Origin of the sequence: Streptomyces sp. NPDC005438 (assembly GCF_040606315.1) — a bacterium.
GTDB lineage: Bacteria > Actinomycetota > Actinomycetes > Streptomycetales > Streptomycetaceae > Streptomyces.
This window is the reverse complement of the sequence record NZ_JBEXEP010000007.1, coordinates 348,358-370,595: the sequence shown is the minus strand read 5'-3', so window position 1 is coordinate 370,595 and position 22,238 is coordinate 348,358. Positions and strand designations below refer to the sequence as shown.

The following is a 22,238-nucleotide window of genomic DNA, read 5'->3' as shown; positions in this document are numbered from 1 at the left end:
CACGGCCACCGCGCTGTGCCCTCCCTGGGCCCCGCGTCGTGGAGGTGCCGTACCTCCGCCCGGGCGCTGTCGCCCCGGCGTACCCCGAGGCCCCTGGCACCCCCGAGTGGGGCGCCCCAGGCCGACCCCCGGCGACCGGGCCGGTACGGAACTCCCTGCGGAGGACGGTGAGTTGCGGCCGGTCACCGCCCCTCACCGCGTACGCGGACCACCGAGACCGGACGCGCCAGGAACCAGCGGCACCCCACTCCCCGAGGCGGGGCACCCTCACCCACCGGCAGCCCACCCCCGTAACCCCGTACCCCTGCCAGGGGGTTCCGGGCCGAAGACGACCCGTCACGCCCACGAACCCACCCCGCGTCCCCTGACCACCCAAGCCCCAGCCCAACGCGGCCAGTTACCTCACCGCGTACGCGGACCACCGAGACCGGACGCGCCGGGAACCAGCGGCACCCCCGCGACCGCCCAACTCCCGGCCCGGAGGCGTCGGTTCACCGCCCCCTACCGCCACGAACAGACCTCCGCAGCGGGCGGGCCGAGAGGATCAGAGGCGCTCGACCGGGGCGTACCGCAGCAGGAGCCGCTTGGGCTTCTCCCCGCCGAAGTCGATGGTGGCCTCCGCCTTGTCCCCGCTGCCGGCCACGGCCACCACGGTGCCCAGGCCGAAGCTGTCGTGGGTGACGCGGTCCCCGACGTTGAGGGTGACCACTGGACGGTTCTGGTTACGGCTGGTGGCGAAGTGGGAGGGGCGGACGCCGCCGCCCCGGGGCGCGCTGGGCATCCGGCTGCCGGCCGGTGAGGCGGAACCACTGGCCGGGCCGGTGCGCTTCCACTCCAGGTGGGTGGCGGGGATCTCCTCCAGGAAGCGGGAGGGCGGGTTGTAGGAGGGCTGACCCCAGGCGCTGCGCAGCACCGCGCGGGTGAGGTACAGCCGCTGCCGGGCGCGGGTGATGCCGACGTAGGCGAGGCGGCGTTCCTCCTCCAGCTCCTTGGTCTGGCCCAGGGCCCGCATGTGGGGGAAGACGCCGTCCTCCATGCCGGTCAGGAACACCACGGGGAACTCCAGCCCCTTGGCGGTGTGGAGGGTCATCAGGGTGATGACGCCCTGGTCCTCCTCCTCGGGGTCGGGGATCTGGTCGGAGTCGGCGACCAGGGCGACGCGCTCCAGGAACTCGGCGAGGGTGCCGGGGTCGTCCTCCTCGCGTTCCTGCTCGAACTCCAGGGCCACGGCGGCGAGTTCCTGGAGGTTCTCGATGCGGGTCTCGTCCTGGGGGTCGGTGGAGGCCTGGAGTTCGGCGAGGTATCCGGTGCGTTCGAGGACGGCCTCCAGCACGGTGGCGGGGCCGGCGCCGGACTCGACGACGGTGCGCAGCTCCTCCATGAGCGTGTTGAAGCGCTTGACCGCGTTGAGGGAGCGGGCGGCCATGCCGTAGGCCTCGTCGACACGGCGGAGCGCCTGGGGGAAGGTGACCTTCTCGCGCAGGGCGAGGGCCTCGATCATGGCCTCGGCGCGCTCCCCGATGCCGCGCTTGGGGACGTTGAGGATACGGCGCTGGGACACCGAGTCCTCGGGGTTGGCCAGCACCCGCAGGTAGGCGAGGAGGTCACGGACCTCCCGGCGCTCGTAGAAGCGGACCCCGCCGACGACGCGGTAGGGCAGGCCGACCCGGATGAAGATCTCCTCGAACACCCGGGACTGGGCGTTGGTGCGGTAGAAGACGGCGACGTCACCGGGCTTGGCCTCGCCCTGGTCGGTGAGCCGGTCGATCTCCTCGGCGACGTACTGGGCCTCGTCGTGCTCGGTGTCGGCGACATAGCCCACGATGCGGGCGCCCTGGCCGGACTGGGTCCACAGGTTCTTGGGGCGCCGGGACTCGTTGCGTTCGATGACCGCGTTGGCGGCGGAGAGGATGGTCTGGGTGGAGCGGTAGTTCTGCTCCAGCAGGATGGTGGTGGCGTCCGGGTAGTCCTCCTCGAACTGGAGGATGTTGCGGATGGTCGCGCCCCGGAAGGCGTAGATGCTCTGGTCGGCGTCCCCCACCACGCACAGCTCGGCCTGGGGGATGCGGTGCTCCCCCTCGTCCTCGGGGTCCTCGGGCCCCGCGACGCCCCCGACGAGTTCCCGAACCAGCGTGTACTGGGCGTGGTTGGTGTCCTGGTACTCGTCCACCAGCACGTGCCGGAAACGGCGGCGGTAGTGGTCGGCGACGTCCGGGAACGCCTGGAGCAGGTGGACCGTGGTCATGATGAGGTCGTCGAAGTCCAGGGCGTTGGCCTCGCGCAGCCGCGACTGGTACGAGCGGTACGCCTCGGCCAGGGTCTTCTCGAAGCCCCCGCCCCCCTCGGTGGAGACCTGCTGGGCGTAGTCCTCGTCGTCGATCAGCTCGTTCTTCAGCTGCGAGACCTTGGCGCTGAACGACTTGGGGGGATAGCGCTTGGGGTCCAGGTCGAGGTCACGGCAGACCAGCGCCATCAGCCGCTTGGAGTCGGCGGCGTCGTAGATGGAGAAGCTGGAGGTGAACCCCAGCTTCTTGCTCTCCCGTCGGAGGATGCGCACACAGGCGCTGTGGAAGGTGGAGACCCACATGGCGCCGGCCCGGGGGCCGATGAGGTCCTCCACCCGCTCCCGCATCTCCCCCGCGGCCTTGTTGGTGAAGGTGATGGCGAGCACCTGCCCGGGGTGGACGCCCTTGGCGCCGAGCAGGTGGGCGATGCGATGGGTGAGCACCCGGGTCTTGCCGGAACCGGCGCCGGCGACGATCAGCAGGGGCGTACCGGAGTGGGTGACGGCGGCGCGCTGCTGCTCGTTGAGGCCGGCCAACAGCTCCTCGGGGTCGACCACCGGGCGTGGGGCGCCGTCGCGGTAGTGGCCGGGGGCGGCCCCGGTGGGGAACAGCTGGGGTGGCCGCTCGCCCTCGGGCATACCGGTGGCGCCCAGGGGGTCCTCGGGGGGAGGCGGCTCGTCCTCCTCGGGCGGGGGCGGGGCGAGGCGGGCCAGGTAGCTGTCGTCGAAGAGGCTGCTCATCGCCCCCGAGTCTAGGACGCCCCACTGACGGTCCGGCCCGGGCGGCCGACGGTCACCCTGAGGGGTCGGGCGGGCACCGTCGGACACGGCCGGGCGTCCCCGGGGGAGCTGTCGCCGGGCGGTGGGTGACCGGTGTGGAGTCGGCAACGGCCTTACGGGGGTGTGGTGTTGGCCACACTCCGGGGGCGGCCGGCGGAAGGAGGGCCGGTACAGCGGGTGTACGGTCACTCACGCCACCCCGCCCGAGGGTGGCGTCCACCGTGGCGTACTGCCCCTCACGGCTGACGCGGCAGCCCGGACAGGGCAGACTGAACGGGGCGAGAACAGACGTGAAGACGCAGGGGGCAGACCATGGGCGCCGAAGGTCGTCAAACGCCACCAGGTACCCAGCACTCGCACCGCCGACGAAGCACGCCCACCGAGCCGGTCCGGCTCGTCGAAGCCGTCGCGGAACCGGCACCCCAGGCAGCCCCGACGACCCCGCCGCCCCTGCGGTTCGCCGTGCTCGGTCCGGTGCGCGCCTGGCGCGGTGAGGAGCCGCTGCGTACGGGTTCGCCCCAGCAACGGGCCCTGCTGGCCGCGCTGTTGCTGCGCGGCGGACGGATCGCCACCGCCCAGGAGCTGATCGACGGCCTGTGGGGGGAGCGCCCGCCCGAGCAGGCGCTGCCCACCCTGCGCACCTACGCCTCCCGTATCCGCAAGATGCTGGCCCCCCAGTCGGACCTGCTGGTGAGCGAGTCCAGCGGGTACGCGCTGCGTTCCGAGGGGCTGGCCGTGGACGTGGAGGAGGCGCGACGGCTGACCCGGGAGGCGCGGAACGCGGTGTCCGTCGGCGAACCGGAGCGGGCCCGCACGCTCTACGGGCAAGCGCTCTCCCTGTGGCAGGGCGAGGTGTTGGCCGGGGTGCACTGCCCGTTCGCCGAGACCCAGCGGGCCCGGTGGGAGGAGTGGCGGCTGTCGCTGGTGGAGAGCCGCTTGGAGCTGGACCTGGAGGCGGGCCGGCACGCCGAGGCGATCACCGAGCTGACCGCGTTGACCACCGAGCACCCGCTGCGGGAGCGGCTGCGGGAACTGCTGATGCTGGCGCTGTACCGGGGCGGCCGGCAGGCGGAGGCCCTGGCCGTCTACGGGGACACCCGGCGGCTGTTGGCCGACGAGTTGGGGGTGGACCCCCGCCCGGAGCTGTCGGAGTTGCAGCAGCGCATCCTGGAGGCCGACGAGGGGTTGAGCCTGGCCCCGGAGACGGTCCAGGTGGTGGAGCCGACCTCGGCGGTGCGGCCCCGTCAACTCCCCGCCGCCGTCGCGGACTTCACCGGACGGGACACCCAACTCAAGGAGCTGGGCGACCAGTTGACCGCCCCCGAGGGCGCGGTGATGGCGGTGTCGGCGGTGGCCGGCATCGGGGGCGTGGGCAAGACCGCCCTGGCGGTGCACGTGGCACACCTGGCGCGGGAGCACTTCCCGGACGGCCAGCTGTACGTGGACCTGCGGGGCGCGGGGCCCCGCCCGGCCGAGCCGGAGGAGGTGCTGGGCGCCTTCCTGCGGGCCCTGGGGGTGCCGGACATGTCCATCCCCAAGGGGGTGGAGGAACGGGCCGCGCTGTACCGTTCGCGGCTGGCCGGCCGCCGGGTCCTGGCCCTGCTGGACAACGCCCACGACACCGCGCAGGTACGCCCGTTGCTGCCCGGTACGGCCGGCTGCGCGGCACTGATCACCAGTCGGGCGCGGCTGGTGGACCTGGCCGGCGCCCAGTTGGTGGACCTGGACGTGATGGGCGCGGAGGAGGCGCTCACCCTGTTCGTGCGGATCGTGGGCGAGCAGCGGGTGGCCGGTGAGCGGGGCGCCGCCATGGAGGTCGTCGCGGCCTGCGGGTTCCTGCCGTTGGCGATCCGTATCGCGGCGGCACGGCTGTCGGCCCGGCGCAACTGGACGGTGTCGGTGCTGGCGCGGAAGCTGGCCGACGAGCGGCGCCGGCTGGACGAACTGCGGGTGGGCGACCAAGCGGTGAAGGCCACCTTCGAGATGGGGTACGGGCAGTTGGACCCGGCGCAGCGGCGGGCGTTCCGGCTGCTGGGGCTGCCGGACGGCCCGGACCTGTCCCTGCCGGCCGCCGCGGCCCTGCTGGACCTGTCGGAGGAGGGGGCGGAGGACCTGCTGGAGGGGTTGGTGGACTCCTCGTTGCTAGAGTCGGCGGCCCCGGGGCGGTACCGCTTCCACGACCTGGTCCGGCTGTACGCGCGTTCCTGCGCGGAACGGGACGAGGAACCGGCCGAGCGGGAGGCGGCCTTGGACCGGCTGCTGGACTTCTACCTGGCGACGGCCACCGGGGTGTACGCGCTGGGGCGGCACGGGGAACGGCTGACGGAGCACCTGGCGCCGTGCGCCCGGCCCGGGCTGCGGTTCGAGGAGCCGGACGAGGCGGTGCGCTGGCTGTTCGAGGAGGCGGACTGCTTCCTCGCCTGCGCCCGCCAGGCCCGTACCCCGACGGCCCTGGAACGGGCGGTGGACCTGCTGGTGGCCACCAGCGACCTGGCCGAGTCGGGGGTGAGCGTACGGCGGTACGAGCAGACGGCGCTGGCCCTGCGGTCGGCCACCCGGGACGGCGGGGACCTGCGGACCCAGGCCCGGATCGGGACGATGTTCGGGCTGCTGCGGCTGTCGCAGGGCCAGTTCGAGGAGGCCGAGGAGGAGACCCGGCACACCATGGTGCAGGCCCGGGCGGTGGAGGACCCGATCGCCACCTCCTACGCGCTGAACCTGCGCGGCATCGTCGCCAACTACCAGGGCCGGCACCGGGACGCCGAGGAGTACCTCAACCAGGCCCTGGCCAGCTTCCGTTCCTTCGACGACGCGCCCTCGGAGGCCAGCGTGCTGTGCAACCTGGCGCGCAGCTACCTGGGCACCGGACGTACCGAACAGGCGGTGGAGCTGGCCGAACGGGCCGTGGTGATCTACCGCCGGCTGGACGTGGCGATGCGGCTGGCCAACGGCCTGTACGCGCTGGGCCTGGCCCTGAAGTCGGCCGGCCGGCTGGAGGAGGCGCACCTCCACCTGCGGGAGGCCCTGGACATCTTCCGCCGCAGCAACCAACGTCTGTGGGAGGGCATGACGCACTTCCGGCTGGCGGAGGTCTCCCTCGCCGGGGCCAGCCCGGCCCAGGCGGCCAGCCAGGCGGAGCGGGCGCTGCTGGTGCTCAGCGGCATCGGTGGCCGCTACCGCCACGCCCAGGTGCTCGCGGTGCTCGGCACCGCCCTGGAGGGCGTGGGCCACAGCCGTCGGGCCCAGGCCTGCTGGCGTGACGCGCTGGCCATCTACGAGGACCTGGGCAGCGCCGAGGCCGGGGAACTGCGCGAACTGCTGTCCACCGCGGTCGCCTGAGGCCGAGTCACCCTGCTGAGGGTCAGCGGGTGTTCACCGCTGGTCGATGGTGACGAACTGCTGCGGTTCGTTCATCGTTCGTTTATGCCCAACAGCCATCGTGGGGGCATCGGTTCGCCGCCGCGGGGGGCAGGCGGACCGTCCGGGGACGGTCCGCGACGGGGGCGTGCCCGACACCCGTCCGGCGGCCCACGGGGGAGCCGCCGGACGGGAGCCACCACCAACGCCCCGCCGAGGAGCGCAAGATGACAACTCAGCAGCCCGACCACGAGGAAGACAAGCAGGGCGGGCAGTCGGTCGGCACCCAGGACTTCCACCAGACCGGGGCGCCCACCAAGGCGAAGTCCGACAAGAAGGAGAACGAGCGGGACCTGGCGGACAAGTCCTCCTCCTGACGGCCGCTCGGTTCCGACGCCCGACGAACCACCCTCTGGGGGAAACGGGGGGCGACAGGGCCGGTAGGCGACGCTTTCACAGTGACGTCGTCTACCGGCCCTCCTGTGTGTGCGGCGGCCACCTCACCGGGTCGTCACCTCACCGGGTCGCGCCGGCCGAAGGGAACGCGGGGAGCCGAGGGAACGCGGGGAACGCGACGGGACACGGCTCGGCCTCCGCGCCCGGGCGGGTGCGGAGGCCGTGGCGGCTGGTGCGGGTCACCTACGGGTGACCAGGCTGACCTCGCAGCGCTTGACCTCGCTGCCGTCACCGCTGCCGTAGTAGTAGGTGCGCGCGGTGGCCGTGGTGGAGCCGTTGGCGGAGGCGTAGGCGCTGGCGTTGGTGGTGCCCACCGAGCGGCCGGTGTCGTCCTTGAAGGCCACGGTGATGGTGTAACTCGCGCCGCTGGAGGTGCTGTTGCGCACCGACAGGGTGGCCACCATGGACTTGCGGCTGTAGCTCTTCTCCATCTTGCAGCCGGTGACGGTGACGTCACGCTTGGCGTCGTCGTACCGGCCGCCGTTGGTGGAGGTCGAGGTGGAGGAGGAGTGGGACCCGGAGCTGGTGAAGCCGGAGTCGTTGTCCCCACCGGAGGTGCTGCTGGTGCCGTGGTCACCCCCGCTGGAGCTGTGCGAGCTGCTCGATCCGCTGCACTTGCCGCCGCCACTGCCCCGGGCCCCGGTCAGGGCCACGAACACCACCGCGCAGGCGGCGATGGCCCGTATGTGGCGACTGTAGGTCTTCCGCACGTTGTCAACCCCCGATTGTTCCCACGACAGACCGTCGTTCTGTCGAGTGCATGTCACTTTAGCAATGCTCTTATCTCACCCCAAACCCGTTCATTCCACAGGGAGTTGGGAGGTGAGAAGGGAGAGCGTCGAACACCGTCCGGCCCGCCACCGGTCCAGCGGCGCCCGCTCCCGCCGGGACGGCCGAGCCAAGCCGTACCACCACCCAGGACGCGGCCGGATGCGACGGGGTTGCACCCGGCGTAGCGTCGACTGACGGACGGCTCCGACATTCGCGCAACGAGGCAACACCGATGGCACGCAACGTGTTCGGGTCCCTGGTAGCCCTCCTGGGTGCGGCGCTGGTCGCCCTCAGCCCCTTCCGGGACTGGTACGCCGGCCGCCGTGGAGAGCTTCTACGACTGCCCGAACTGTTCACCGACCAGGGGGTCACCGGCACCGACGCGGCGCTGTGGGAGGGCATGGCCCTGCCCTGCGCCGTCGCCGCGCTGCTGACGTTGACCGCCGTCATCCTCCGCTCCAGGGGGCTGGCCTGCTGCGCCGGACTGCTGGCCCTCGGGTTCACCGGACTGTGGATGCTGCGCAAGGGACTGGACGAGGGCAGCCTCACCGCGGGCGGCGACAACGGGCTGCGGACGGGCGTCGCCCTCGCCCTCGGCGGAGGGCTGCTGGTACTGGCCGGAGCGGCCGTCATGGCCGGCCGGCGCCCCCGACCCCGCGCCCACCCGTACCCCGCGCCCCAGCCCGCCGCCCACCCACCACCGGCCCGGACGGCGCCACCCACCCCCCAGGTCACCTCCACGGCGGGCGGCGAGGAACGGGTCACCTGGGGCCACCGGGCTCCGCTCCCCGAGCGGGCCCACCCCCCGGTACGGCCACCACCGGCCGCCGCACGGCCACCGTCCCCACCCCAGTCACGGCCCCGACCCCAGCCGCCGTCAGGGCAGCCGCCCCGGTCCGCCCGCGAGGAGGCGCCCACCCAGGGATGGGAACCGTGCGCCGACGCCGCGACCGAGGAGGGCCCCGAGGTGTGGACCACCCATCCCGGGCACGCCGAACATCCCCACCCGCACCCGCACAGTGAGGCGGCCACTCAGCGGGTACCGCCGGTGGACCCCCGTCAGCCGTCGTGGCCGTCACCAAAGCCCCCGGAGGGGGAACCGCCGAGCGAGGCACCCACCCCGCCCACCCCGCTCGCCCCGGAGCCGGCACCCGGAAGGGAACCCGGCACAGCGGAGCCCGAGACCGCGTCCCCGGAAACGGCGGAACCCCCGACGGAGCCCGAGCCGGCGCCCACGGAGGGCGTCGACCCGGACGACGAGCCCGGCCACACCCAGCGGCTGCCTCTGCTCGGACAGGCGGACACCCCGTACGGCGGGCAGCCCTGGCAACAGCACCCGGGGCCCGAACTCCCGCCGACGCCGGACACCTCACCGGACCGGGACCATGCCGACGAGGGCGAACCCCGGAGGAAGGGCGACCGTCGACGCCCCGGCCCCGGTCAGGGGGGAGGCGGCCAGCGCGACGCCGCCTGACCGTACGTCCACGGCAGGCCCCGCCCGATGTGCCGTCTGGGCCCCGGGCGGGCGGTGCACGCGTTCCGGTGTCGAGGGCCGTGTGACGGCGCGGGGTGGAGGAGGAGTCCGGTGCCGCGCACCGGCGACGGCGCCCAGAACGCCCCAGCGCGCCCCTCGGCGACCCACCCACGGCGGCGACGGGGCGAGGCGCGGTGCGCACGGTGACACCGCGACCAGGGGCCACGTCCAGACGCGGGTGCAGCGCCGATGGCGCGAGGTTCCCGATGGCGTCGACGACGACGCTCGGTCGCAGGGGCCAGCCGTGTACCGGGCGCGACCACCCGAGGGCCCGTGGGCACCCGCAAGAAGTTCGCGGCCCGACCGGGCCCCACGGTGATCCGCACGCACACCCCGGGTCCCGGGGAGGCGGGGTCGGCCGGTACGGAGGAGGGCGCGCGCCGAGACGCCGTGGCGGCCCGACGAGTCGGCACCCCGAAAGCGCGCCCCTCCCCCTCACGGCCGCGACCTGTCCCGCCAGGGAGGTCCGCTCGGTGGGGCACCCCGCGAGGCGCCCCCGTCAGACCGGCCGGGCAGCCGGGGGGAGGGGGGGCGGCCAAGCCCGCGCGACCGGGCGGAGGGGCGCGGAGGGGCGGGGTCAGCGGGACTGGCCGGTGCCCTTCGCGGCGTCCAGCGCGTAGACGCAGCGGTCCTTGCTACACGCGTACACCACGCCCCGCTCCACCACCGGGGAACCGGTGATCTCGCCTCCGGTGGCCAGCTTCCAGCGCAGTTGTCCGCCCACCGCGTCCAGGGTGTACAGGCAGTGGTCGGCCGAGCCGAAGTGGACCCGCCCCTCGGCCACCACCGGGGCGCCCACCACGTCACCGCCGGCGGCGAACCGCCAGCGCGGGGTGCCGCTGACCGCGTCCAGGGTGTAGAGAGCGCCGCCGCTGCCCAGGTGGACCAGCCCGTCCCGTACCACCACCGACTCGGTGGAGTGGCGGGCCTCGGTGGCGATGCGCCAGCGGTCGTCGCCGGTGGTGGCGTCCAGGGCGTAGACGGTGCCCAGGTAGTCCGCCAGGTAGATGCCGCCGCCGGCCACCGAGGGGCCGGGGACGAAGGTGGGCGCGCACAGGAAGGCGGCCGGGCTGTCGAAGCGCCAGCGCTCCACGCCGGTGGCCAGGTCCAGGGCGAGCACCCGGGAGCCGGCGCACACATAGGCCGAACCGTCCTGGCCCACGGTCAGCCGTACCGGCACCCCGCCGGTCGCCTCCAGGTCACCCACCGGATAGGTCCAGCGCTCCTGGCCGGTACGGGCGTCCAGCGCGTACAGCCGGCCCTCGCCCCAGGCGTAGACGGTGCCGTCGTGGATGGAGGGGCCGGCCTCCGGGGTCTCGAAGTCGGCCTGGGCGCCGCCCAGTTCCCACAGCTTCTCGCCGTTGGCCGCCTCCCAGCTCTGCACCCCGCCGCCCCGGGTACCGGTCACCACCGTGCCCCGGTCGACCCGCAGCGAGTACACCCACCCCTCGGTCGCCAGCCGCCACCGTTCCGACCCGTCGGCCGCGTCCAGGGCGTACAGGCTGGGCCCGTCCGAGGCGTGCACCCGACCACCGGAGACGGCCATCGACCAGGCCACCTCACGCGTCTTGAACTGCCGCCGCCCGGAACCCACGTCCAGGGCGTGCACCTCGAAGGAGGTGACGTACAGCAGGTTGTCCTCGACCACCGGGGTGCCCCACACGTCGTTGGACATGCGGAACCGCCAGGGCCGCCACCGCCCCCCGCTGTCGGTGCCCCCCGGCGAGGGGGACGGCTCCACCGGCCCCGACGGAGGAGGCGCCGCACCGGAGTACGGGGAGTGCCCGGCGGTCGCCGCGCCGTGCGGGCCGCCGTTCGGTGGCCGCACCCAGCCGGAGGCCGGCCCGCTGGCGCCCACCTGACTCTCGTCGGCCCTCCGAGGGCCCGGGCCGATGGGCACGTCGGTGCCCGGCAGCTTCACCGCCGGCCCGCTCTCCGACCCCCGGATCACCGGAGGCACCGAGGGCGGGGCACCCATCGAGGCGCCCACCGCCGGGGGGCCTCCCGGACCGGCCGGGATGCGGTGACCACTGTCACCACCGGGCGGGTACCCCATCGCGGGGCCCGAGTGGCCGGCCGAACCACCGGGGGGTACGTCCCCCGACGCCGGCCCGGCCAGGTCCGGTCCCCCGCTGGGGGCCGGCCTCGGGGGCACCGCGCGGCGTCCGCGCTTCCGCTCGATCAGGGCCACCGCCCCGGGCGGCAACCAGGCCGAGGCGGTGCCGCTGTCGTCGCCGCCGGAGGAGAACAGGTGGGGGGCCAGCTGGGACTGGAGGTCGGCCGGGCTGGGCCGCTCCTCGGGGTTGGCGCGCTGGCAGGCCTCGATCAGGGGCCGCAGCTCCTCGGGCAGCCCCTCCAGGTCGGGCCCCTCGCGCAGCAGCATGAACACCGTCTCCACCGGGTTCGCCCCGTGGTACGGGGGGTGCCCGGTGGCGGCGAACACCAGGGTGGAGGCCAGGGAGAAGATGTCGCTGGCGCCGGTGACGCTCCGGGAGTCGCGGGCCTGCTCGGGCGACATGTAGGCGGGGGTGCCGACGGCGACGTTGGTCATGGTCAGCCGGGTGTTGGAGACCCCGGAGGCGATACCGAAGTCGATCACCCGGGGCCCGTCCTCGACCACCAGCACGTTGGAGGGCTTGAGGTCACGGTGCACCAGGCCGGCGCCGTGGATGGAGTGCAGGGCCTCGGCGATCCCGGCGGCGATCCAGCGCACCGCCTGTACGGGCAGCGGCCCGCACTCGTTGACGATCTCCTCCAGGGAGGGCGCGGGAACGTAGGCGGTGGCCAGCCAGGGAACCGCGGCGCGGGGATCGGCGTCCACCACCGCGGCGGTGTAGAAGCCGCTGACCGCCCGTGCCGCCTCCACCTCGCGGGTGAAGCGCACCCGGAACAGCTGGTCCTCGGCGAGTTCGGTACGCACCGTCTTGATGGCCACCCGGCGGCCGGAGGCCGACCGGGCGAGGAAGACCAGCCCCATGCCACCAGCACCGAGTCGGCCGAGCACCTCGAACGGGCCGATCCTGCGCGGATCGTGCTGCGTCAGCTGCTCCACCACTTGCCTGCCACCTCCCCGTAGGGGCTCGCTGCTGTCTCCCGGTGGGCGACCCCCGTGTCCCCCGAGACCGAAACCGCCGGGACGCTACACGAGTCACACCCACGGCCCGAGGGGTGATTCTTCCTGGACCACGCGCCAGTTGCGAACCCGGGGGCGCTTTCGGACGTGTCTTCTCCTAGGGGGGAAGACTGATATCACGGGAGGTTTCCGGTCAATACCGACGGCAACGATCTGGACTCGCCCGTGACTCGAAACGGCCGCCCCGAGACCGGTGATCACAGCCACCCGAGACCCCGTCGACCCGCGGTCAGCAAGGGGTCAACAGCCGGTCAACTCCCGTTTCCCTTCTCACCCCTCTCCCCACCCTCCCACCCGTCCTCCGCACCGGGCTCCACGAGGGCGCCCGCCCCCTCGGTGGCCCCAGCACCCTCGGCCTCCCCGAGGTCTTCGGCGCTCTCACCCCTGTCGACCCCGTCGGCGGACTCCCGGTCGCCGGACCCCTCGCCCTCGCCCTCGGCCGCACCGGACCCGGCCCCCTCTCCCGGGTCGGCGGTGCCGCTCATCACCGCGAACACCGCCCCCTGGTCGTCGGCCACCACCGCCAGCTCGCCGAAGGGCGTGCTCTCGGGCCCGAACCGGACCCGGCCACCCAGCTCGACCACCCGGCGCGCGGTGGCGGCACAGTCCTCCACCTCGAAGTACGTCAGCAGGTACGGGGGCAGCGGAGCCGGCTCCTCGGGGCCCATCACACAGCGCCCCAGCACCGCGTACTCGGGGTCCAGCGGCGCGCCCTCGGGGGTCCACAGGCCGAAGAGGTACGGGGCGGCCCGCTCGGCGTCACCGGACCCCGCGAGGGTGTCCCCCTCCTCGTCCACCACGGCGGGCGGCTCCGCGCCGTCCACCCCGGGGCGGGTCGGGGTGGTCAGGCCGTACCCGAAGACAGCCGTGTAGAAGGCGTCCACCCGGGCTGGCTTGCGGGTGTGGACCTCGGCCCAGAGGTAGGCGCCCGGTTCCTCGGTCGTCCCGAAACCGGCGTGGACGCCGGGCTGCCAGAGGGTGAACACGGCCCCGCCGGGGTCGGCCGCCGGCGCTCGCAGTCCGAAGTCGCCCACGGCGGTGGGCCCGCCGAGGGCCTGGCCGCCGGCCCGCTGGATGCGCTCCAGGGTGTCGGCCACGTCCCGGGTGGCGAGGTAGAGGTTCCAGGTGGTGGGCATCCGGCCGTCCGGTTTGCGGGTGAGGGCGGCGACCGGCCGGCCCCGGAGGCGGGCCAGCGAACCGTGGCCGACAGCGGACAGGGGGGCGAAGCTCCAGCCGAACAGCTCGCCGTAGAAGCGGCGCGCGGCCTCCTCGTCGGGCACCGTGGCCTCGACCCAGCAGGGCTCTCCTTCGGTGAACGCCTTCCGTGCCATCGACGCCGACCTCCTGCGGGAAGGGTGGGTTCCGAGGTGATATGCCCCGGAACTGTACGCATCGACCCCCGCCCCGCCGCCGTAGGCGGGACCGGACCGAGGGCGGGACCGGGGCCGAACGGCCTGTTTCCGGGCCTGTGCCGGGGTGGCGGGTTCCCCGGATATGCGCACCCACCCCCGTTTGTATGCGGTCAAATCGCGCGAAATACCCACGTCGGTAAGCTGACGGCATGACAGGAAAAGTAAGAACGGTCGACGGTCGAGTGGCGGGGCGCAGGGGGCAGGCGACCCGGCAGAAGCTCCTCGACTGCCTCGCCGAGATGCTCGGTTCCTCGCCCTACCGCGACGTCAAGGTGATCGACGTCGCCCGACGGGCGGGCACCTCACCCGCGACCTTCTACCAGTACTTCCCGGACGTGGAGGGGGCGGTCCTGGAGCTGGCGGACACCCTCGCCAAGCAGGGGCCCGGCCTGGAGGAGCTGTCGGAGCAGCGCAACTGGGTCGGCAAGGCGGGATGGCAGTCCGCCCAGGACTTCGTGGACGCCTTCCTCTCCTTCTGGCGCAAGCACGACGCCATCCTGCGGGTGGTGGACCTGGGCGCCGCCGAGGGCGACAAGCGCTTCTACCGGATCCGCATGAGGATCATGACCACCATCACCCACGCCCTGCGGGACTCCATCACCGACCTCCAGGAGCGCGGGAAGGTGGACCAGACGGTCAACCCCACCGCCGTGGCCGGCTCCCTGGCCACCATGCTGGCGGCGGTGGCCAGCCACCAGAAGGGCTTCCAGACCTGGGGCGTGAAGCAGGCCGAACTGCGGCCCCAGCTGGCCCTGTTGGTACACCTGGGCGTGACCGGGAAGAAGCCGACGCGGTAACGGGCGGACCTCCGCCCGACCGTCACACCGTGGGTTCCGGTCCCCCGGACCGAGGCCCGGCCCCCGACGGGTCCCAGCCGGGGGCGGGGAAGTGGGGTACGGCCGGCTCCTGTCACCGGCCTCCCCACCTCGTCCGCCCCGGTACGGCCCGCACCGCCGCCCTACCTCCGTCGCGCCATCGCCGTGCCGCCCCCGTAACCCCGTACGGCACCCCCGTACGACCGTGGCGGTGCGCCGGCCTCGTCCGCCCCGGCGGCCCGACCGAGGTACGACACCCCCGTACGACCGTGGCGGTGCCGTCGACTCAGTCGCCCGCGTACAGCAGCAGGTTGGGCGAGCCCTCGCCCGGCGAGGTCACCGCGCCCTTGGTGGCCGTCTCCCGGATGGCGTCGAAGACCTCCCCGGGGGCGGCGTCGGGGTGCTCGGCCAGGTAGCGGGCCGCGACCCCGGTCACGTGGGGGGTGGCCATGGAGGAGCCGTCCCGGGACTTGTGCGCGGTGTCCGACTCGTGGCTGGCCGACTGGATGTCCGCGCCCGGGGCGAAGAGGTCCACGCAGGAGCCGTAGTTGGAGAACCCGGCCCGCTTGTCGTCCCTGGCGGTGGCGCCCACGGTCAGCGCGGAGGGTTCCCGGGCGGGCGACTGCCCGCAGGCGTCCACCCCGCTGTTGCCGGCGGAGACGCTGACGGCCACTCCGGCGTCCACCATGCCGCGTACCGCCTTGTCCTTGGCCTCACTGGTGGAGCCGCCGATGCTCACGTTGGCCACGGCCGGCTTCCGGGCGTGCTCGGCGACCCAGTCGTAGCCGGCGATGATCTTCGCGGTGTTGCCCTTGTTCTCGCAGTTGAGCACCCGCACCGGCACCAGCCGCACCTTCTTGGCGACCCCGGAGTCACGGCCGCCCACGGTGCCGGCGACATGGGTTCCGTGGCCGTGGCAGTCGGCGGGGTCCTTGTCGTCGTCGACGAAGTCGTACCCCTCCTCCACCCGGCCCTCGAACTCCTCGTGGCTGGCACGGATGCCGGAGTCGACCACGTAGGCGCGTACGCCCTCACCGTCGCCCTGGTAGGAGTAGGCGCCGTCGAGCGGCAGCTTCCGCTGGTCGATGCGGTCCAGGCCCCAGGTGGGGTCCTGTTGGGTCTCCTGGCCGGTGTCCCACTGGTTCTGCTCCACGAACTCCACGTCCGGCGAGGCGGCGAGCCGTTCGGCCTGACGCGCGGTGGCCCGCAGGCTGAACCCCTTGAGCGCGCTGCCGAACTCCCGTGTCACCCGGGCCCCGTCGCCGGGCAGCTCGCCCACCAGGTCGGTGGCCAACTCCCGCACCTCGGCGGCGCCGGCCGAACGGACCTTGGCCCGGCGGTCCTTGAGCACGACCACGTACTCACCCGGGATCGCGCGGTCGCTGTCGGCGGCCCGCACCCGGGGCGCCGGGGAGGGCGCCGAGTCGCCGGGACCGGCGGACGCGGTACTGACGGCCACGGCGGCCACCAGCCCAACTCCGGCCGTGAGGGCGGCCGTCCGCCGCAGGGCACCGCCGGATCCGCCCGCGCGGGAGGGGGAGAACATGTTCATGAGCTGGGCGCCCTTCTGCCTGGACCGCCTGGGCCGTGTGGCCAGGAGCCGATACATGGGACCTCGCCGGTTGGCTTCTCCGGTTGTAGCGGTACAGATCTTCCACATCCGGCGCATTCCCGATAAATCGCACCGGAGATCGAGAACTGATGCCGGACCGTTATGAAACCGGCGACCCCAGCCGACCCCACCTCTCACGCCCCGTCAAGCACCCCGACAGCGAGCCGCCCGACGGCCGAGGCCCAGCCCAGAAGCGGAGCACCCTCCCCCAACTCGCCGGCCACCGCCCCCAGTCGGCCACCCACCCGACCCCTGCCCCCGCCCGGGGCGCGGAGTTACGCTCCCCCCATGCCGGACGCCAGAAGCGAGAACCACGCCACACCCGTGCACGTCATCGGCGCCGGACCAGCCGGGCTGGCCGCCGCCGCGGCCCTCAAGGACCAGGGCATCCGGTCCGTCGTACTGGACCGCTCCCCCTCGGTGGGCTCCTCCTGGCGGGCCCACTACGACCACCTGCGCCTGCACACCACCCGTGGCCGGTCCGCCCTGCCGGGCCTGCCCATCCCCCGGAGCCACGGCCGCTGGGTCAGCCGCGACGACATGGTGCGCTACCTGGAGGACTACGCCAGCCACCACCACCTGGAGGTGGCCCCCGGGGTGAGCGTGGACCGCGTGGAGCGGGAGGACGACCGCTGGGTGCTGCACGCCAACGGCGGACGCCGGCTCAGCAGCCCGGTGGTGGTCGTCGCCACCGGCTTCCACCACACCCCCCGGATGCCGGACCTGCCCGGACGGGACGGCTACCTCGGGGAGTTGCTGCACTCTCGCGACTACCGCGAACCCGGCCCCTACCGGGGGCGAGACGTCCTGGTCATCGGCGCCGGCAACAGCGGCACCGAGATCGCCACCGACCTGGCACGCGGCGGCGCCCAGCGGGTGCGCCTGGCCGTACGCGGCACACCCCACCTGGTACGCCGCTCCTTCCTGGGCTGGCCCGCCCAGAACAACGCCATCCTCAGCCGACGGCTCCCCACCGGGCTCGCCGACCGGCTGGCCCACCAGTACACCCGGCTGACCACCCCCGACCTCGCCCCCCAGGGGCTCCCGCGCCCGCAGACCGGCCTGGTCACCCGGGCCCGTCAGGGCGCCCTCCCGGTGTACGACTCGGGGCTGATCAAGGCGGTCCGCAAGGGCACCGTCGAACCGGTACGCGCGGTGGAGTCCTTCGACGGCGACAAGGTGGTGCTGGCCGGCGGGGAACGCATCGCCCCCGAGGTCGTGATCGCGGCCACCGGCTACGAGCAGGCCCTGGAGAAGCTGGTCGGCCACCTGTCCGTACTGGATGAGTCCGGCCGCCCCCTGGTGAACGGTCGCCGTTCCCTGGCCGGCACCCCCGGGCTGTACTTCCTCGGTTACACCAACCCCGCCAGCGGGGCACTGCGGGAACTCGCCCTGGACGCACGGAAGATCGCCCGGGCGGTGGCCCGGACGACCAGCTGAGACCGGTACCCCGGGTCAGTGGCGCGGGGTGCGGGCGACGGCGCCGCTCAGGGCATGGGCACGCCCAGGGAGAAGCCCTGGGGCCCGGAAGTGGTGGGGCGCCGTGGGTCCCGTGGACCCTCGCCCCGTGCCTCGGGAATGGCGCCCTGGGCCGCCTGGCAGTCCAGTTCGCACCAGATGCGCTTGCCCCCGCCCTCCAGTTGCCAGCCCCAGCGGTCCGCGAGCCCGTCCACCAGCTCCAGCCCCCGCCCCCCGGTGTCGTCGCCCTCCGCGTGCCGTGGCGCGGGCGGGGTGTCACTGATGTCGGCGACCTCCACCCGTACCGGGCCGGGAGCGGCCGAGGGCGGGACCGCCATGCGCAGTACGGCGGGGTGGCCGGTGTGCACCACCGCGTTGGTGACCAGCTCGGAGATCAGCAGGATCAGGGTCTCCGCGAGGGGTTCCTCCGCTCCGATCCCGCATCCCGCGAGCCTTCGCCGGGCCCAGTCGCGGGCTCGGCTCACCTCCGTCGGGTCGGGGCCGACCTCCAGCTGCGATTGAAGCACCTGCACCGTTCACACCATCCGAACCGGCGGGCTCACGGCCCGACACCTTGCGCGTATCACGAAACGTGACACCGACGTCACACAGCTTGATCGGCCGGAGCCGGCCACAACAAGCACTTCGGCCAGAGTCCGGCGCAAAGGATGAGCCGGCCCCCGGACTGTGCGAGCCCGGTGACCATGAGTCGAACGTCGTCCCATGGGCCTCTCCTGGTGCGTCGTGGTGCGGTCGACAACTCGTTTCCTTGCGCCTGTGAAGCACGCTGCCGGGGAGCGTACAGGAACGGAAGGAGTCGCTCCGACCCGGACTCGTCACAGCGGGAAAACGGACGGATCTCTACATTCAACCGTCAACAACCCCTCGGTCACCGACTGTTGATGGCCACCCAACGCACTGCCTCAAGTACACAAAGTGAGAGTTCACGGGGTTTTCACGACCCCATACGAGACCAAACGGAACATCGCCGCGCAGACGGCCCGCCATCCCGTGAGCGAGGGCGACCAACTCCCGCCCACCCGGCGGAGGTTGACGCCACCGCGACCCAACAGGCCGCGAAGATCCACCGATTACCAGCCGGAGCTTTGCGAAACGAACGTGTCACACACGGGTCGCGCACCACCACCGAGGCCACCCGGAGGCGAGCCGGCACCCCGGAGGACGACCACACGGCGTGAGGGGCACCCGGTTCACCCTCACCTTGCGTACGACGGGAGGCACCCTCAGCGCCGCACTACCGGCAGTGACGTGACCAGGATCACAGCGGTACGGGGATGAAAGAGCGGCCCGGAAGAAAACGGGAGGAGGCGACCGGACAGCGGCACCCACGACGGGCCCGACCCCGGCCGGAGACGGAACGGCGCCACCGGAAGCAGGCGCCCGTGAAGAGGCACCGAGCGGGGGTGCCGAAAAAGGGCCAGGGAGCGGCGTGGGGATCTCGGGAGATCAGGGAGCGCGTTCTGGTGTCGTGCGGCTGCGGGACAGGGTGGGGCGGAGGAGGAGTCGACCGGCACGTCGGCGACCGCGATCCACAGCGGCCCGCAGCGACCTACGACGGCCCACGGCGCTCTACGGCGACCCATGGCGACTACGCGGCGAGGTGCGGCACGCTCGGTGACACCGCACGCGAGCCTGGCGGTGATCCGTACGACCTAGGGTGTGTCGTTTGGATCTCGGGAGATCAGGGAGCGCGTTCTGGTGTCGTGGATCGCAAGGCGGAGGAGGAGTCGATGCAGCGCATCGGCGACCGCGACCTACAGCGACAACGCGGCGAGGTGCGGCACGCTCGGTGACACCGCACGCGAGCCTCGCAGCGATCCAAACGACGCACCCTAGGCCGACAGCGGGCCGGCGGCGGGCGACCGGTCGGTCGCCGACTCCAGGTCGGGGTAGCAGTCGAAGAGTCGACGCACCCCGAGGGCGGCCAGCACCCGGTTCACGTGAGAGCCGTCCACCGCGCCCTGGGCGGGCAGGATCAGCCGTAGCTGGCCCGCGCAGGAGCGCATCAGCCGGCGTGAGGCGATCAGCACACCCACCCCGCTGGAGTCGCAGAACAGCACCTCGGACAGGTCGAGCACCAGACTGCGACGCCCCTCGGCCACCGCGTCATGAACGTGCTGCCGGACGGCCGGCGAGGTCACCAGATCCATCTCCCCGGAGACCCGCAGGACGGCCCACTCGCCCCGTTCCTCCTCCCACACCTTCAACGACACGTGTCCGCGTCCCCTTCGCTCGACTGCGTCCCCCCGGACCTCCGGCCAGCGGAAGCCATCCTTCCCGATTCGGCTGCCCCCTGCCACCGGCTCAAAACAGATCCGCTGTCGTGACCCTATTCCCCACTCGGCAGCTTCCTCCTCATAATTCCGATCACGCACGCATAACACCTCGGCGTCGGAGGGTGGGCACCTGGTGGTACAGGGCCGACAAAAGAGGCGAAAAACCTCGGCTCTCCCCAGCTGTCCGCCCCATGGAGTGGCCAATGCCGCAAAACCACTGGTGGCCTCTTCCCTCAGCACTACATTCGAGGTGCTGACCACAACAGCGGCCGGACAGACACCGATACCGACAGCGGCGGGCGCCGCACCACCCGAGGCCGAAGGCTGGGGAGCCACCATGGCGAACGAGACACCACCACGCTGGGACCGCAGAATGCGGCAACGGCTGGTGCGTGGCGAGGCGGCGGCACTGGGAGAGCTGTACGACCTGTACGCCCCCCTGGTCCACAGCCTCGCCACCCGGGTGCTGGACGACAACACCGACGCCGACCAGACCACCCGAGAGGTCTTCACCCACGTCTGGGAGAACCCCGAGACCTTCGACCCCTCGGACGGCACCCTCCGTTCCTGGATCGCCGACCTCGCCCAACAGCGCGCCGTCGCCCGCCTCAGAAAACGCCACAGCCGACTGGAGACCCCCAGCCGGGTCGAGGAGAAGGTGCTCGCCGCCAGTACCGCCGCCCGCGCCGACTACATCGCCGGCTCGATGCCCGCCTCACTCCGCGCGGCCCTGCACCTGGCCTACTTCCAGCGCCAGGACTACCGGCAGGCGGCGACCCAACTCGGCGTCACCGAGGAGGAGGCCCGCCGACGACTCCGGCTCGGCCTCCAACTGCTGTCCACCGCCGTGCCCGCCGGCCCCCGGAGTACCCGGTGAACCACCACCCCAGCGCCCACGACCAGCCCCCCGACCACGGTGCGGAACCCCCCTGCGCCGACCCCGGACAACCGGGGTTCCCCTCGGACGGCGACCACACCGACGCGGCCGACGGAGGTGGGCGCCACCGGGAGGGGGAGGACCCCGGGGCCGGCCAGCCGCCCCGTATCCCGCCGCCCCGGGACGCCGCCGACGACGACATCGAGCGGCTGCCCGAGCTGCCGGCCGAGGAGGCGGACCCACCCCGGGCCATGGGCGGCCCACCGGCCAAGCCCTCCCTCGGCCACGAGGAGCGAGCCCCGGTCACCGCCCGGCCCGCCCTGGAGCACCGGGTACTGAAGTCCCTCCTCGGAGCCTGGGCCCTCTCCGCCTGCTCCCCCGCCGAGACCGAGGCGGTGGAGGAACACCTCACCGACTGCGCCAGCTGCGCCGAGGAGGCGGTACGCCTCCGGGACGCCGTCGGGCTGCTGCACCCGGCCGAGAACCTGGACCTGGACCCCCAGCTGCGGGCCCGGGTGCTGGGCGGCTGCCTCGACCGACGGCCGGCCCGGGTGCCGGTACCGGGGTGGGCCGTCCCCCTCGACGCCCAGGCGGCACGGCTGGACGCGCTGCTCCACGACATGGCCGAGCACGAGTGGCGGGCCGAGGTCGTCCTGCGGTGGTTCGACGGCCGGGAGCTGGCCAGCAGGTCCACCACGGTGGGCGCGGTGATCGGTCATCTACTGGCCGTGGACGGGCTGTTGGCCGGCGCGCTGGGACTCCCGGACCCGCTCGGGCCGGACGCCGAGCACGATCCCGCCACCCGGACCGAGCGCTACTGGCGAGGTCACGCCCGGGAAGACGACCAGCGGGCCGAGGGGTTCCGCACCCTGCGACGGCAGTGGCGCCGGCAGGGGCACGAGTTGATAAGAGCGGCGTCCTTCGCCACCCCCCGTACCGTCGAACTGCCCGTGCCCTACGGCTCGTTCCGCCTGCCGGTGCGGGACGCCTTCCTGGACCGCGCGTTCGAGTGCTGGGTGCACACCGTGGACATCGCCCAGGCCGTGGACTACCCGCACGAACCCCTGCCCAGCTGTCACCTGAACCAGCTGATCGACCTGGCGGTGCGGATGCTGCCGACCGCCCTGCGCCGGCGTCGGCGGGCCGGGCTGGCCGCGACCTCCCCGGAGCCCGGGGAACGGGTGCTGCACCTGGAGGTCGAGGGCAACGGCGGCGGCGACTGGTACGTCCCCCTGGACGACGGACCGGTCCGGGAGCCCTCGGCGTCGGCACCGGACCGGCGGCCCCCCGAGGTGGACCCGGTGGCTCATGTCGCCCTGGACGGGCAGGAGTTCTGCCGGCTGGCCGCCGGTCACGTGCCCCCCGCCGAGGCGCTGGCCGGTCAGGACGGTGACCGCGAGGTCATCCACGACGTCCTGTTCGCCACCGCCTCGATGTCCCGGATGTGAGCCG

Annotated in this window: 14 protein-coding genes; 7 read left to right on the top strand and 7 right to left on the bottom strand. The window is 73.2% G+C overall.

The features are described 5' to 3' along the window. Nucleotides 1-544 precede the first annotated feature (544 nt). Nucleotides 545-3,025 (bottom strand): DNA helicase PcrA, encoded by a 2,481-nt coding sequence (gene pcrA / locus ABZT14_RS17455; RefSeq protein ID WP_356303055.1) that lies wholly within the window; start codon nucleotides 3,023-3,025, stop codon nucleotides 545-547. A gap of 513 nt (nucleotides 3,026-3,538) precedes the next feature. Between pcrA and ABZT14_RS17450 the strand changes: the two genes are divergently transcribed. Continuing rightward, on the top strand, nucleotides 3,539-6,403 hold the full coding sequence (locus ABZT14_RS17450; RefSeq protein WP_356303052.1) for a BTAD domain-containing putative transcriptional regulator: 2,865 nt from the start codon (nucleotides 3,539-3,541) through the stop codon (nucleotides 6,401-6,403). 245 nt (nucleotides 6,404-6,648) lie between these two features. Next, nucleotides 6,649-6,798: a hypothetical protein gene (locus ABZT14_RS17445; protein WP_356303049.1), complete on the top strand. Its 150-nt coding sequence runs from the start codon at nucleotides 6,649-6,651 to the stop codon at nucleotides 6,796-6,798. 258 nt (nucleotides 6,799-7,056) lie between these two features. Here ABZT14_RS17445 and ABZT14_RS17440 read toward each other — a convergent pair whose 3' ends face one another. Further along, on the bottom strand, nucleotides 7,057-7,587 hold the full coding sequence (locus ABZT14_RS17440) for a hypothetical protein (protein WP_356303046.1): 531 nt from the start codon (nucleotides 7,585-7,587) through the stop codon (nucleotides 7,057-7,059). 293 nt (nucleotides 7,588-7,880) lie between these two features. On the opposite strand from ABZT14_RS17440, the gene ABZT14_RS17435 reads away from it, so the two are divergent. Then, the gene (locus tag ABZT14_RS17435) at nucleotides 7,881-9,122 is read left to right on the top strand and encodes a hypothetical protein (protein ID WP_356303043.1); all 1,242 of its coding nucleotides are present in this window, start codon (nucleotides 7,881-7,883) and stop codon (nucleotides 9,120-9,122) included. Between the two features lie 637 nt (nucleotides 9,123-9,759). Here the strand turns inward: ABZT14_RS17435 and ABZT14_RS17430 are convergent. Next, nucleotides 9,760-12,237 carry a PQQ-binding-like beta-propeller repeat protein gene (locus ABZT14_RS17430; protein WP_356303040.1) on the bottom strand — a complete coding sequence of 826 codons (2,478 nt, stop codon included), beginning with the start codon at nucleotides 12,235-12,237 and terminating at the stop codon, nucleotides 9,760-9,762. A gap of 329 nt (nucleotides 12,238-12,566) precedes the next feature. Continuing rightward, complete coding sequence (locus tag ABZT14_RS17425) at nucleotides 12,567-13,646, bottom strand: VOC family protein (RefSeq protein ID WP_356303037.1); 1,080 nt, start codon at nucleotides 13,644-13,646, stop codon at nucleotides 12,567-12,569. A gap of 230 nt (nucleotides 13,647-13,876) precedes the next feature. Between ABZT14_RS17425 and ABZT14_RS17420 the strand changes: the two genes are divergently transcribed. Next, nucleotides 13,877-14,524 carry a TetR family transcriptional regulator gene (locus tag ABZT14_RS17420; protein ID WP_356303034.1) on the top strand — a complete coding sequence of 216 codons (648 nt, stop codon included), beginning with the start codon at nucleotides 13,877-13,879 and terminating at the stop codon, nucleotides 14,522-14,524. 304 nt (nucleotides 14,525-14,828) lie between these two features. Here ABZT14_RS17420 and ABZT14_RS17415 read toward each other — a convergent pair whose 3' ends face one another. Next, a complete protein-coding gene (locus ABZT14_RS17415; RefSeq protein ID WP_356303031.1) occupies nucleotides 14,829-16,094 on the bottom strand; it encodes a S8 family peptidase in 1,266 nt (421 codons plus the stop codon). Nucleotides 16,095-16,442: 348 nt separating this feature from the next. Between ABZT14_RS17415 and ABZT14_RS17410 the strand changes: the two genes are divergently transcribed. After that, the gene (locus ABZT14_RS17410; RefSeq protein WP_356303028.1) at nucleotides 16,443-17,594 is read left to right on the top strand and encodes an NAD(P)/FAD-dependent oxidoreductase; all 1,152 of its coding nucleotides are present in this window, start codon (nucleotides 16,443-16,445) and stop codon (nucleotides 17,592-17,594) included. A 47-nt stretch (nucleotides 17,595-17,641) separates the two neighbouring features. On the opposite strand, the gene ABZT14_RS17405 is transcribed toward ABZT14_RS17410, so the two are convergent. Then, nucleotides 17,642-18,145, bottom strand: a complete 504-nt coding sequence (locus tag ABZT14_RS17405; RefSeq protein ID WP_356303025.1) for an ATP-binding protein — start codon at nucleotides 18,143-18,145, stop codon at nucleotides 17,642-17,644. A 1,320-nt stretch (nucleotides 18,146-19,465) separates the two neighbouring features. Next, on the bottom strand, nucleotides 19,466-19,846 hold the full coding sequence (locus ABZT14_RS17400; protein ID WP_356303022.1) for an STAS domain-containing protein: 381 nt from the start codon (nucleotides 19,844-19,846) through the stop codon (nucleotides 19,466-19,468). A gap of 400 nt (nucleotides 19,847-20,246) precedes the next feature. On the opposite strand from ABZT14_RS17400, the gene ABZT14_RS17395 reads away from it, so the two are divergent. Then, nucleotides 20,247-20,786 carry a sigma-70 family RNA polymerase sigma factor gene (locus ABZT14_RS17395; RefSeq protein ID WP_356303019.1) on the top strand — a complete coding sequence of 180 codons (540 nt, stop codon included), beginning with the start codon at nucleotides 20,247-20,249 and terminating at the stop codon, nucleotides 20,784-20,786. Further along, on the top strand, nucleotides 20,783-22,234 hold the full coding sequence (locus ABZT14_RS17390; RefSeq protein ID WP_356303016.1) for a zf-HC2 domain-containing protein: 1,452 nt from the start codon (nucleotides 20,783-20,785) through the stop codon (nucleotides 22,232-22,234). The genes ABZT14_RS17395 and ABZT14_RS17390 overlap by 4 nt, the downstream gene beginning before the upstream one ends. Nucleotides 22,235-22,238 lie beyond the last annotated feature (4 nt).